Below are 13,685 nucleotides of genomic sequence, written 5' to 3' on the forward strand. Positions count from 1 at the left end.
TCTCTACCACAGACGTCCGGCAAGCATTGTAAAACGAACAAACACCACGTTGTCGCCGTCTTGTATAACCACGGAATTGTCCAGTTCCTGCAATTCTTCATCGTTGAGAAACACTTTGTACAACCCATCCTCATAGGCGGTTATAGCTGTCTCCATCGCACTATTCAGATCAGGAGCGCCCTCATTGTATACTGCGCCAAACCCGACTTTCCCCGTCGCTCCCTGCGTCTCAATCTCATCCGGCATGAGGAAGGCGAGTAATTCTGCCTGTTGCTTCTTGTCCTGAAGGACTTTCACTTGCAGAGCCACCATGTTCTCAATGAGCTGCCTCAGCGTATGGGTTGTTTCCGGAAGTTCGGCAGCTTGTTTGGCAAGTGCCGGCTTGCGCTTACCCAGACTTTTTACCGTTATCCATATGTTCACCGTGTTCCCTCCCTATGTCCTGCCCTATTTGAAGAAGCTTCCATAAGCCCCGATATCTATACCACGATGCGTAATAACCTAAACTCTGAATGACGATCTGTCTCAAAATAAAATCAAAAATACGTACATATGTACCCCTAATGAACATCATAACTAAAATTCAAGCCATATTCATGAGCCAATCCTCATGTTTACGTGGAACCACGGAACTATGACCTACTTGCGTACATATACGCAAAAAAAGCCGCCCGGTCTCATATAACTATGGGACTGGGTGGTTGCTTAGCTACCATTAGAACAGCTTATAACACCTGGAAACCTGTAATCTGAAACCTGTCTGAATCATCTGACCAATCGCAACGGTCGAATGTTTACTGCCGTCGTCTTGAATCCAGGCATACGGCAGAACGGATCCAGCTCTGGTCTGGTGGCCCGGTTCACATTCTGAATGCCGCCCCAATGCATTGGCACAAACAAGGTATCCTCCCGAATCGAATCTTTGATGCGCGAACGAACCGTGAAGCTTCCGTACACCGATTGAATCTCGACCCACTCTCCATCGTGAATACGATAACGGGCAGCGGTAGTCGGGTGAAGTTCAACAAAGTTCTCCAACTCACGGGCTGCAAGAGCCGGGCTGCGATGTGTCTGCACCCCTGTAAGATAATGAGGAAGCACACGGCCATTGGTCAGAATTATAGGGAATTCCGGTGATACATCATTCCAGCCCGGGCTGGATTCGAATGTGAATGCCGCTTTACCGTCCGGGTGAGCGAATCGTTCACCGAACAGCAGCCCTTCTCCCTGCTCCTCCAGGGCAGGACACGGCCAGTATACCCCTTTTTCGTTACGCAAACGCTCATAGGTAATGCCATAATAATCAGCGACTCCGCCACGACTCGCCACCCGAAGCTCATTAAAGATATCCTCAGCAGTGTCATATTCAAAATAAGAAGCTTTACCCAATTGCGCGGCAATCCGGCATAATATATCCCAATCATCGAGTGTTTCTCCCGGCGCAGGCCGCCCCTGTTCACGGAGCAGAACACGCCCCTCCAGATTGGTCAGTGTACCTTCATTCTCCATATAAGATGTAACCGGGAGAACCAGATCAGCCATGCGTGCTGTCTCCGACAGGAACATATCTGCCACAATCAGAAAGTCCAGCTTACGCAGACCTTCTTCCACCAAACGCACATTGGGATTGGATACAACCGGGTTCGAGCCCATTACGAGCAATGCCCGAATCTCCTGATCATGAACCTTCTCCATCATCTCGTAGGCGGAGACCCCTTTACCTGGCAGACTTGCAGGGTCCACACCCCAGACGGATGCCACATAGGCACGATCGGCTTCATTTTCAATGGATCGATAACCCGGCAGCTGGTCGGCCTTCTGCCCATGCTCCCGTCCGCCCTGCCCATTGCCTTGACCTGTGATGGCACCATATCCGCAGCCTTCTCTACCAATTTTGCCAGTCGCCAGCACCAGGTTCAAAAAGTGTCTCACTGCCATATGTCCATCCGTCTGCTGCTCCACACCACGTGCTGTCATGATCATGCCTGTCTCCGCCTCACCATAGGCCATCGCCGCCTGACGAATCAGCGCCAGATCAACCCCGCACGCTTGTGCCGCCTGTTCGAGTTGCAGATCAGCCAACCCTTGTATCAATTGCTCGTAACCATGCGTTCGTTCGCCTATAAAATGAGGGTCAACCAATCCGGCATCCATAATCACCTTCAACATGCTATCCGCCAGCAGAGCATCCATGCCAGGTTTCACCTGCAAATGAAGGTCGGCAATGGCTGCGGTTGCCGTCTTGCGTGGATCAATAACAATAATGAAGGCTCCGTTCTCCTTCGCTTGGTTGAAGTATGGCAGAAGGGTAGGTTGGCATTCTGCAATATTGGTACCTGCAAGTACAATGCAGCCCGCCTTGGGAATATCGGACAGACGGAACGTCAATCCACGATCCATCCCGAATACTTTACTGCCAGCTGAAGCCGCAGCTGACATGCAGAACCGTCCATTATAGTCGATATATTTTGTCCCCAATGCAACTCTGGCAAACTTGCCGAGCAGATAGGCTGTTTCATTTGTCAGAGATCCGCCTCCGTATACTCCGACCGTATCTGCTCCGTATGAATCTTTCAAGTCCTGAACCCGCTCTGCGATGGTCTGAATGGCCTCCTCCCAGGAACAGGGTTCAAGCTCGCCATTACGACGAATGAGCGGATGCATTAATCGTTGACCACTAAGCGCATGTTGATGAGCATTCATGCCCTTCACACACAACCTGCCCTGAGAGGCTTCATTCGGGACACCCTGAACCGTATACTCACCACGACGCTGGCCCGCAACAGGTGCAGCCAGTTCTTCAACAGTCATCTTGCATTGCACACTGCAATACGGACACTGGGTTTCCTTTACATAGAGCTTGGAGGCTGTTGGTTCTGAACTCACGGATAATCCCATCTTTCCATCCCCGCCTTTCATCTATATATCAGCTTCAAGTGTAGCTGCAAGTTCCTTCTGTAACTGGTCATCCAGCAGCGTTTCCCGAATCGTCATGAACCCCAAACGCTCCGTCCATGCCCATAACGGCTCATCATACCAGGCAGTTTGGCGATACCATTGAAGGCAGGCTGATGCGAGTGCTGCCGCTTGTATCTCTGTTTCAGCCACCCCGAGCAAGCCACCTTGCTTGACCGGATGTTCTGCGTGACCGCCTGCGTATATCTCCCATCCAGCCGGTGAAGCCAGCAAGCCGATATCCTGCACTAGTGCGCTCACCAATGACCCGGGTCCTGGTGCGACTCCCATATTCACCGGCGACGGCATCGCTGCGTCGATCCAACGCGCACGAAGCTGTGCAGCCAAGCCACCCGCATCCCTTGCATAAGATAACTGTGGAATATGATCATCCCAGCGTACCTGAATCTCTGAGTGCCCTTCCATCTCTCGAACAACCATCGTTCCACCGGATACCTGTAAGTAATAATGAATTACGGGGCGACATACCGAGCAACCAAGCTCCGAACCCCAACCCAGCTTCTGTAAGATCAAAGATATGTCTGGTAGCACTGTCTCCAGAACAACGACGTCAGCCAGTATTTCCTTCAGTTCTGCATGCCCAAGATCCGTACAACTGCATACAGGCATTGGAGCAGGTTTATCCGGTGTGGCGACCACGCCAGTACCCCCGTTATTTTTCAGGTTATGCGTATGTTTCAATAGAGCAGCCACCATCGGGCGACAGCCACCGCATGAACCTGACGCCTTGGTCTGCTCCTTCACCTGATCTGCCGTTTCCAGACCCTGTTCCTGAATGGCCTTCATTATCGCAGCCTTGGTCACATTGTTGCAGGCACATACGGTCTCTTGAGCCGATAATGCCGCAGCAGCCATCTCAGCAGGGTCTGGGGCGCCTTCACGCGGAGCCAATTCCGCCACATCTGCACCTCGTTGCACAAGTCCAAGCAATGCCGTTCCTTCGGTTGTATCTCCAAATAAAATGGCTCCACGCACTTTGCCAGCCTGCATCAGCACTTTTTTGTATGTGCCTTGAATGCCATCCAGATGTTGAATTGCGGTCTGCATGCCTTCCCCACTGATCTCACCCGCCGAGAAAACATCAACCCCCGATACCTTCAACTGTGAGTAGGGAATAGATCCTTTGTATTCAGGCGTTTCCTGTCCACAGAGCGTACGTGCGAGCACCTTCCCCTGTTCGTATAAGGGGGCCACCAGACCATAACTGATTCCCCGATGTTCGGCACATTCCCCAACTGCATATATATCCGGTACACTGGTGCGCATATAGTCATCTACCATAATGGCCCGATTGGTGGCGATCCCGCTTCGTCTGGCCAGATCCACATTTGGCCGAATCCCTACAGCGACAATGACAACCTGAGCTTCAAGCTTGGAACCATCTGTGAATAGCAACCCCTGGGCCTGCGATCGCCCGGTAATTTTCTGCGTATTTTTGGTCAAAAGAAAAGACATGCCCTGCGCTTCAAGTTCCTGTTGAAGCATCGCGGCAGCCTTCTGATCCAACTGCCGGTTCATAATGTAAGGTGCGTTATGGACCACCACAGCTTCCATGCCCAGATGCAACAACCCGCGCGCAGCCTCCAGCCCAAGTAATCCGCCACCAATGACGGCGGCCTTGCGATAGGTTTTAGAATAATCAGACATGCGCGTACAATCATCAATCGTTCGGAAGGACATGACCCGCTCTTTATCAATCCCCGGAATCGGTGGGATAAAAGGTGAAGACCCTGTCGCCAGAATCAGGACATCATAGGTTTCTTTTAGTCCGGATTCTGTCTCTATATATTTTCCACGGGTATCAATGCGGTGTACCGTTTCACCTGTACATAGCCGTATATGATGCTCGGCATACCAAGTCCAATCATTGATAATGATATCCTGTAACGAATGCTCACCCTGCAACACTTTCGATAACATGATCCGATTGTAGTTGGGACGGGGTTCATTGCCGTAGATGACAATCTCATACGTATCAGGCTCCAGTGCGATAATCTCTTCGACACACTTCACTCCAGCCATGCCATTCCCGATAATCACCAGTTTCCTTCTGCTCATGGGCTGCCCCCTATCTCTCACCTGAAAATAAACAGAAAAATCCCTTCTCCACAATTCGGAAAAGGGCACCGTTGCCTCCGGAATCCACACGCCTTTGTGTGGATTCATATTAGATTCAGATTAAGGGAATCCCAATCTAATGTCAACTAAATTAACATTAAAAGTGCGAATAACGATTAAAAAACGAATTATTTAAAATTACATGTAATTTTTGTTGACATATATATTTTCTCTTGATTATAATTTGAATCAAAATCACAGTGCTGTGATCAACTCAGATGCGGGAACACAATGACGTGTACCGCCTGTCGGCAACGGGGCCGCAAATCGTTCTTAACTGGACGAATTGCGGCCTTTTTCTGCCTTAACACGACATAGACAAATCACGAAGATCTCAATTGGATGAGGAGCGATGATGGATGATGGAGAGCAAAAGTTTTTGGAAAAGCGGGCATAAGCCCACCCTCTTCGGGGCGTTTATGTATTTTGACATCAGTTTTATGATATGGGGGATGCTTGGTCCGCTCGCAGTTGTCATAGCGTTGGATTATCCGATGACTCCGCTGGAAAAGGCCAATCTGGTCGCATTGCCTATTCTCGGCGGCTCCATCCTGCGCCTTGTGCTTGGCTTCATGTCTGATTATATTGGTCCGAAACTGACCGCACAGATCGGGATGCTCGTCACCTTAGTTCCTTTATTACTCGGCTGGTTATGGGTCGACTCTTTAAGCCAACTGTACGTGGTGGCACTCTTGCTTGGTGTCGCAGGCGCTTCCTTTGCTGCTGCGCTACCTCTGGCAGGCCAATGGTATGGCAAGGAGCATCAGGGTCTGGCCATGGGTATTGCCGGGGCGGGTAACAGTGGAACCGTACTCGCGACATTGTTTGCCAATCGCTTGGCTACGCATTTTGGCAGCTGGGAAGTTGTGTTCGGACTTGCTATTATACCAATCGCTATTGTATTCATCCTCTTTTCTATCTTTGCCAAGAATAGCCCTAACCGGCCTGAACCCAAGAAATTATCCCAATACGGAAGTCTGCTTAAACAAAAAGATGCCTGGGTATTCTGTGCCTTCTATTGTGTAACTTTTGGTGGTTTCGTTGGATTATGTAACTATCTCACCATCTTCTTCAACACCCAGTATGGGCTCTCTCCTGTTCGTGCCGCAGACATTACCACCTTCTGTGTAATCGCAGGCAGTTTCTTCCGGCCTGTCGGGGGTTACCTGGCGGACAAAATTGGCGGAACCCGCATGCTGACTTTCCTGTACACTGGAGCCTGCATCATGTTGATCGGAGTATCCTTCATGCCACCACTTCCAGTGGTAGTAGTCATGCTGTTCCTCGGTATGATGTGTCTGGGAGCTGGAAATGGCTCCGTGTTCCAACTCGTTCCCCAACGCTTCGGTAACGAGATTGGTCTGATGACAGGTATTGTAGGTGCCGCTGGCGGATTAGGCGGGTATGCACTACCGCTGATTCTCGGTCAACTGTATAGCAGCTATCAATCTTATACACCAGGTTTTGTCATTCTTAGCCTGATTGCAGCAGCTTCCCTGTTCCTGGTGCTCTTCATGCAATCCCGCTGGAGTGTAAGCTGGCTGAGCCGAGGTAACAAAGGCATGGCCGATTCGACATCCCTCTCTTCCTGAGGCGTACAACCACTCGGCCGTTAACCAAGGTACAGTGTTTACGAGTGATCCATAAGTAACCAAAGAAACAGCGTTGCCCCATCAGGCAGCGCTGTTTCTTTGGTTACGGCTTTCTTTCTGCTTAAAGCTGCTTTTTCTTTTTGGCTTAAGATGAATATTTTTGAAGAACAATAACCGCATTATGACCGCCAAAACCAAAGGAATTAGACATCCCAATCCGCAAATCCGCTTTTCTTGCCTCGTTTGGTACATAATCCAGATCACATTCAGGGTCACTCTGCTCCTGATTGATGGTTGGAGGAATGATGCCATGCCGCAGACTTTGAATAAGTGAGATCGCCTCCGCACCACCTGCTGCACCAAGCATATGTCCCGTCATGGACTTATTCGCTGTGACCGGAATATCATAGGCACCTGTCCCAAAAAGTTGCTTAATCGCTCTCGTCTCAGAGAGGTCACCCGCCTCCGTACTGGTGGCATGAGCATTAATTACATCAATGTCTTCAGGCTCAATCTGAGCTTCTTTCAGTGCTGCTTTCATCGCCAGGTATGCCCCCCTTCCTTCCGGGTGGGTAGCTACCATATGATACGCATCTGAACTGGCACCATATCCAATCACTTCGGCAAGAATATTCGCCCCTCTTCCCAGTGCATGAGATAGTGACTCAACAACCAGAATTCCAGCGCCCTCCGCCATGACAAAACCGTCTCTCCCCGCATCAAATGGACGACTTGCTGCTTGGAACGCTTCATTTCTTGTTGACAACGCTGTTGCATTACCAAAGCTTGCCAGTGACACTTCCGTTACAGCCGCTTCTGTCCCGCCGGCAATAATGACATCAGCTCCGCCATGACGAATTAACCGGAAAGCCTCTCCAATGGCTGTATTGCCAATGGAACAAGCTGTTACTGGCGACAATGTCGGCCCCCAGCAACCAAACCTCATACTGACCATAGCTGCCGCCATATTGGATATCATCATCGGTACCAGTGTTGGGCTGACTCGCGCAGGTCCCCGATCTGACAGGACCTTGCCTTGTTCCATTAATGTCTGGATGCCGCCTATACCTGAACCAATATATACACCTACCCGTTCACGGTCCAATTCATCCATCACAAGACCCGATTGTGATACAGCCTGATCCGCAGCAGCAACAGCAAATTGAACGAATCGATCCATACGCCTTGCTTCCTTGCGTCCAAAACGCTCTTCACCATCAAAATCACGGACTACACCAGCGATTCTGGTTTTGTACAAAGCTGTATCAAAATGTTCTATAGGCGATACACCTGATCTACCTTCAATTAATCCATTCCAGAATGTATGTACATCATTTCCCAAAGGAGAGATGACTCCCATACCTGTAATCACGACTCGTTCCATGTCCATCCTCCTTCAGCGCTGTTGTCTACCTTATTCTTACGCTCTGCCACTAATAGTGCACTTTTGAATATCCTATTACAAGTTGTCAATTATAATAGTATAATGACTACCATGATAACGAGGATTGAAGGTGATGGATTGAACTACGATGTCAGGTTACAGGCATTGTCCACTTTTCTGAAAACACAGCGTTCCAAAATTTCTCCCGAATCGGTCGGTTTACCCACTGGAAGTCGGAGAAGAACGCCTGGGCTGAGGAGAGAAGAGGTTTCCCAACTAGCAGGAGTGAGTACAACATGGTATACCTGGCTTGAACAAGGTCGGGATATTCAGGTATCCCATTCTGTGTTGGATAACATTGCTTCAGCACTGAGGCTTACTGCAGATGAACGAAAGTATCTGTTTTCGCTCGCCATGGAGCATCATACAGAGCTGCCCACACTGGAAGAAGAACCGGTTCAACTTCACCCTTCCTTGCAGAAAATTTTGCAAGAACTTCATCACTGCCCTACCGTGATCTCGGATCGGCGTTGTTACATTGTCGGCTGGAATGATGCAGCCCGGCATGTTTTTATGGATTTTGAACAGATTGCCCCCGAACAGCGGAATATGATCAGTCTGTTATTTGATCGAAAGGAGTTTCGCAGGCTCGCGGTGAACTGGGAGGATTTTGTTAGCGGATTTCTGGCGATTTTTCGTGCTTACTATGGCCAGTATGTTGATGATGAATGGTATAATTTATTTCTGGATGACATGATGAACAGACATCCCGATTTTCATACCCTTTGGAAACAAAGCAGTGTCAGCAGTGCCCCGGACGTATTAATCGAATTCAGGCATTCCAAAGCAGGCAAAATGTTGTTTGATCTGACTTCGTTGCAGGTTCAGGGCAGTTCCGATCTGCGTTGCAGCGTCTACACTCCTGCGCCAGAGAGCGCTACCGAGCGCAAACTGATGCGCCTGATCGAGCGTGAAGCTGATCCACATCTTGGCAAGCATTAAATCGGAGTCTCTCACCTTCTTGGAGTCATGTTAGTGTCTTGACATCTTCATGTTGCATGTTTTAAATATCAGGTATATTAAGTAATTCATGGATCTTAGTCCTTCTACAAGAAGGGGGTTCAGAAAGGAATATCATGACGAAAGTGCTTATCATAGAGGACGACAACATGTTAGGCGATACATTATCCTTGTATTTGCAAGGTGAAGGGTATGATGTTATTCGTGTCGATAACGCAAGAGATGGTCTTCTACAGCTTCAAGCGCGGCCTGATATCCTGCTTCTTGACTTGATGCTCCCTGATTCGGGTAATAAGAATCCTTGTTCTCTCATGCGCCAACATACGGCAATCCCCATTATTGTCATCTCTTCATTAACCGAGGTTTCTGAGCGGATTCGATCATTAACAGATGGGGCTGATGACTATGTATGTAAGCCTTTCAGCATGCAGGAGCTGAAGGCACGTATTGAGGCCGTATTGCGCCGCTACTCTATATTGAACAGCTCTGTTGTCACTGAACAGGAATCCGGAATATCTCTCGATCTGGCCCGAAGAACTGTTCTGTTGAATAACCAGCGCGTAGAGATGACGTTTTCCGAATTTGAGATCATGAAGCTGTTTATTCTCAATCCTGGCAAGGTCTACAGTCGGTATGCCCTGATTGAAGCCATTCGTGGTATTGATGCGTACATTAATGATCGCACCATCGATGTGCACATTACCAAGCTTCGCAAAAAAATTGAGGACAATCCAAAAAACCCCCAATACATTCAAACCATCTGGGGGGTCGGATATAAGTTCACACCTTAAAACCACACAGCTTCATTCGATCACCATGGCAGGGACTCGGTAATTTTATCAATTTCCTGTTGTACCTTCTCCAATGCCGAACGCAGATCCTCTTCTTTGAATAACGGACGGGACAAGAGCGATTCCAATTGGAGAACCGCACACATCAGGTCCACTGCATGCAGATTCGCAGCTACGCCTCGAAGAGAATGAACACTACGAATGACATCAGCAATCTGCTGTTGCTGAAGCTGAATCGCCAGTTTTTGCTGAAACGAGCCATACTCCATTCTGAATTTAGTGAGTGCATATTGCAGAATATGCGGCTTGCCATCCATCTGTCTGATCGCCTTATCTGCATCAATTCCATTGATCTCCCTTATGCCCTTAAGATCAATCCATATTTCCAAAATGTCTGCGAGCTGTTGTTCATGTATAGGCTTAGTCAGGATGGCATTCATGCCTGCTTCAAGATATAATTCATGGTCGCTTTTCAAACTATTCGCTGTAAGCGCGATAATAGGTGTACGATCATATTTCCTCATCTTGCGAATGTGTCGCGCTGCATCAATTCCGTTCATAGCTGGCATATAGAGGTCCATCAGAATCAGTTCCCATGTTTGTTCGTCCAATTTCTTCAAAACCTCTGTGCCACTGTCTGCCAGCGTCACCTTGAATCCGGTATGTTCCAGCATGGCCCGAATGACCAGTTGATTGATTTCATGATCTTCAGCGATCAGAATGTGCCCTTTGGATTTAAGCAAGTAGGATTCATCACCTTCTATCATCCGCTTTTTCTCCAATGGCCCTTCACCCTGAAGTGCAAGTAACACTTCGAACAATCCCAGACGTGTAATCGGTTTGATCATCATGAGATCCGGGCGAAAGGATCTCTCCTCACTCCACAGGGCATTTTCACTAAAAGCATGGGTATAACCCACTATTTGAAATTTGGTTCGGTTCAATCGCTTCATGAAACTTTCCCATAACGATCCGTTGACTGTGTCCTCTGCATCCATATCCATCATCATCAACATGGAACTTGCCCCATCTACATGAGAGACACACCAATCACTTTCCATCATATGGTTCAACGAAGGATACAGCTTCGGCTTCATTCCGAATGAGTAGAGTATCTGCTTCAGATTTGTGCCCATCCGTTCATCTTCTTCAACGATAACCACCTCATCCGCACAATATAGAAGAGGGTATGTTTGCAGGAAGGAACTTTCTTCTTCCGACTCTGCAAGTTCAAATATCAAGTCGAATGAAAACAAACTGTACTCTCCAAGCACACTATCTACCCGCAAGTTTCCTCCCAAGGAAGTCACCAGAAGGTAACAGATGACCAGCCCAAGACCAGAACCACCATATGTTCGATACGTCGAGGGTTCCGCTTGAGTAAACGGTACAAAGAGCCGTTCCAATTGTTCGGGTGACATTCCGATTCCCGTGTCCTCTACCTTAAAACGGACCTGAACTCGCTCCGCCTCCAATGAAAGCACCTCTGCTTGCAGCGTTACATACCCATGCTCCGTAAATTTAATCGCATTACTGAGCAGATTCAATAACACCTGTTCAAGCCGGAACGGATCACCAATCACCGTTAGCGGCAGATCGGGATCGGTTGTAAAGATCACTTCGATATCTTTGTGCCCGATGGCTACACCGATCTGATCTGCCACACGTTTGATCACATCCTCTGGTGAAAAAGAGACCTTCTCCAAAATCAGCTTGCCTGCCTCAATTTTCGAAAAATCAAGAATATCATTTACGAGGGCAAGCAAGGTTTGGGAAGACGCGTTGATTTTACTCAAATAATCCTTTTGTTGTGGAGATAGATCTGTTCGTTGGAGTAACAACGAAAAGCTGATAATGCCGCTCAGTGGGGTACGAATCTCGTGGCTCATGAATGCGAGAAACTCACTCTTCGCCTGGCTTGCTTTGTCGGCCTTAACACGTCTATAGTGATCCGAAATGTCTCGAATGACTGCCTTAATTTTCTCACTCGAGTTTAATACTTTAACAGGGTATAGGTGAACCCGAACATGCTGCTCATGACCTTCTCCAATAATGAAACTCAGTTCCGTATCCTGGGCTATATTGTGATGTAAGGCTTTTTGGAAAACGAACAACCAGTTCTCCAGCTGCTCAATGAACAACAATTCTTCAATCTGACGCCCAATCACTTCCTGCCTGCCGAGACCGAGAACATCCAGAAATTTCTGATTAACCGACACTATACATCTGTTGTTATCCAAACCGACAAACCAATCTGCCGACACTCGCTCAAGTGTTCGATATCGCTCTTCACTTTCTTGAATCCTTCGTTTAACCGCTCTGTGTTCCGTAATATCAAGTCCATATCCCACGACATATTTCACCACACCCTCTTCTCGCAGAGGGCGAACTTTCACCAGCGAATAGTACCCTTCATGCTCAATCTCGTAAAAAAAAGATTCCCCTTCCCATGCCCGGTTAAACTGCTTTCGCAGAAATTCTACCTTTTCCTGAGGTAAAATATCCAATGTGCCCAGTTTGTAATCTCGCTTCAGACTACTCATATCCAAGCCCAGTTGGGAGAGCATCTCTCCTTCAAGCACAAGATACTCGAATTTTCCGTTCTGTTTTCGGATTTTAAAAGTAAAACCCGGCTGCATACGAAGCATCTCCAGCATTTCCTGATCCCTCTGAATGACCAATCTCCTATATCGATGATTTTGGTTCAGATAATACAGGAATAATATAACGGACAGCAGGCAGATACATTGAAAAAGGAGAATCTGCCCCATCATTAGCAGAGAAGGGGAATGTGTCTTTAGTACAGAAAGTTCATACACAGTAATCACCAGCAACGCTCCGGACAACCACTTCTGCATAAATCCCCTGATATACTTAAAGATCAGACATATGGCTACAACAAATAACAACTCTGTCAACGCATACTGCCAGTTCTCCAACAAGGGATTACGCCCCATATTAATCCGAAACATCCACATGAATGCAAAAGTAACGAAAGCAGATCCACTCCCACCAAAATAAGCAGCAAGCAGATACACACTGGCCCGGAAATTCAACAATGTACCATCCTCAAGCACAATAGAGAAATAATAGAGCGCCGTGCCCAACATGCTCAGCGTAATACCAATAATGATCCGAGTCGTGATGGATGTTGAACGGGTAGCATTTGTATGGTTCAGATAGTGATGAATCAGGAAAACAAAGATCAAAATTAGCGTGAAATTTAATACAAGATCGCGTAGCAAATGGTCACCGTCCACATTACGACTTCAGGATTTCATGCATTCAATGAATGTTGTCAGATTCATGGTCGCAGTTCCCCAGTACACAAATCATAGTATGCCGCACTCCCTTATTCAATTGACGATATTGACCATTTTTTTGAAAATAATTACTACTTTCAGCTAACATACCCTTATCACCAAACAACGATTTTTTTTCATGAAAATTCATCATTAAATATGCTGATATAAAAAAGAGAATCATCCAAATGAACCGATGTAATCGTAACTTGGGCTTCCCACACTTCCTGATCGGCCTTCATCAGTTTGGCTACGCCGGACCAGGTCTGATTTCCTCTCCAGTGGGTATCCATTAGCAATCGGGCAGGCTGACCTATGGTGCTCTCCCGTGAGAATCCTGTTTTGGTTACATAAACGGAATTCACATCCAGAATCACACCCTCCTCATCTGTAATCATGACCGCATCCGTTAGCAGTAAGAAGGCTTTGAGTTCCAGTTGCATGGTTGTCCACTCCCTCTAATGAAACATGATATGATGCTGTCGCTGTGTGATACTCTCTT

The 13,685-nt window shown here is 47.7% G+C and carries 9 protein-coding genes; 3 read left to right on the forward strand and 6 right to left on the reverse strand.

Annotated elements, in window-relative coordinates:
• Positions 1-3 precede the first annotated feature (3 nt).
• The 3 genes from MHI14_RS26515 to nirB all read right to left on the reverse strand — a co-directional run bounded on the left by MHI14_RS26515 (position 4) and on the right by nirB (position 5,034).
• Positions 4-423, reverse strand: coding sequence for a hypothetical protein (locus MHI14_RS26515; protein WP_091034653.1), 420 nt, complete (start codon positions 421-423; stop codon positions 4-6).
• A 342-nt stretch (positions 424-765) separates the two neighbouring features.
• Positions 766-2,898 (reverse strand): assimilatory nitrate reductase catalytic subunit NasC, encoded by a 2,133-nt coding sequence (nasC, locus tag MHI14_RS26520; protein WP_341131622.1) that lies wholly within the window; start codon positions 2,896-2,898, stop codon positions 766-768.
• 21 nt (positions 2,899-2,919) lie between these two features.
• Positions 2,920-5,034, reverse strand: coding sequence for a nitrite reductase large subunit NirB (nirB, locus tag MHI14_RS26525; protein WP_341131623.1), 2,115 nt, complete (start codon positions 5,032-5,034; stop codon positions 2,920-2,922).
• Between the two features lie 422 nt (positions 5,035-5,456).
• Between nirB and MHI14_RS26530 the strand changes: the two genes are divergently transcribed.
• The gene (locus MHI14_RS26530) at positions 5,457-6,686 is read left to right on the forward strand and encodes a nitrate/nitrite transporter (protein WP_341131765.1); all 1,230 of its coding nucleotides are present in this window, start codon (positions 5,457-5,459) and stop codon (positions 6,684-6,686) included.
• Positions 6,687-6,831: 145 nt separating this feature from the next.
• Here the strand turns inward: MHI14_RS26530 and fabF are convergent, their stop codons facing one another.
• Entirely contained in the window at positions 6,832-8,070 is a 1,239-nt protein-coding gene (gene fabF, locus MHI14_RS26535) for a beta-ketoacyl-ACP synthase II (protein WP_341131624.1), read from the reverse strand.
• A 138-nt stretch (positions 8,071-8,208) separates the two neighbouring features.
• On the opposite strand from fabF, the gene MHI14_RS26540 reads away from it, so the two are divergent.
• Together MHI14_RS26540 and MHI14_RS26545 are read left to right on the forward strand one after the other, a co-directional pair.
• Positions 8,209-9,072, forward strand: a complete 864-nt coding sequence (locus MHI14_RS26540) for a helix-turn-helix transcriptional regulator (RefSeq protein ID WP_091034663.1) — start codon at positions 8,209-8,211, stop codon at positions 9,070-9,072.
• A gap of 134 nt (positions 9,073-9,206) precedes the next feature.
• A complete protein-coding gene (locus MHI14_RS26545; protein WP_091034665.1) occupies positions 9,207-9,881 on the forward strand; it encodes a response regulator transcription factor in 675 nt (224 codons plus the stop codon).
• Positions 9,882-9,901: 20 nt separating this feature from the next.
• On the opposite strand, the gene MHI14_RS26550 is transcribed toward MHI14_RS26545, so the two are convergent.
• Positions 9,902-13,141, reverse strand: coding sequence for a hybrid sensor histidine kinase/response regulator (locus tag MHI14_RS26550; protein WP_341131625.1), 3,240 nt, complete (start codon positions 13,139-13,141; stop codon positions 9,902-9,904).
• Positions 13,142-13,320: 179 nt separating this feature from the next.
• Positions 13,321-13,626: a PAS domain-containing protein gene (locus MHI14_RS26555; RefSeq protein WP_036672654.1), complete on the reverse strand. Its 306-nt coding sequence runs from the start codon at positions 13,624-13,626 to the stop codon at positions 13,321-13,323.
• Between the last annotated feature and the right edge of the window lie 59 nt (positions 13,627-13,685).

This window comes from Paenibacillus sp. FSL K6-2393 (genome assembly GCF_038002545.1).
Lineage (GTDB): Bacteria > Bacillota > Bacilli > Paenibacillales > Paenibacillaceae > Paenibacillus.

Bases quoted from the DNA above. Each gene is read 5' to 3' on its own strand.
- nasC (WP_341131622.1), bottom strand. From the start codon at position 2,898: ATGGGATTATCCGTGAGTTCAGAACCAACAGCCTCCAAGCTCTATGTA.
- nirB (WP_341131623.1), bottom strand. From the start codon at position 5,034: ATGAGCAGAAGGAAACTGGTGATTATCGGGAATGGCATGGCTGGAGTG.
- MHI14_RS26530 (WP_341131765.1), top strand. From the start codon at position 5,457: ATGGAGAGCAAAAGTTTTTGGAAAAGCGGGCATAAGCCCACCCTCTTC.
- fabF (WP_341131624.1), bottom strand. From the start codon at position 8,070: ATGGAACGAGTCGTGATTACAGGTATGGGAGTCATCTCTCCTTTGGGA.
- MHI14_RS26545 (WP_091034665.1), top strand. From the start codon at position 9,207: ATGACGAAAGTGCTTATCATAGAGGACGACAACATGTTAGGCGATACA.
- MHI14_RS26555 (WP_036672654.1), bottom strand. From the start codon at position 13,626: ATGCAACTGGAACTCAAAGCCTTCTTACTGCTAACGGATGCGGTCATG.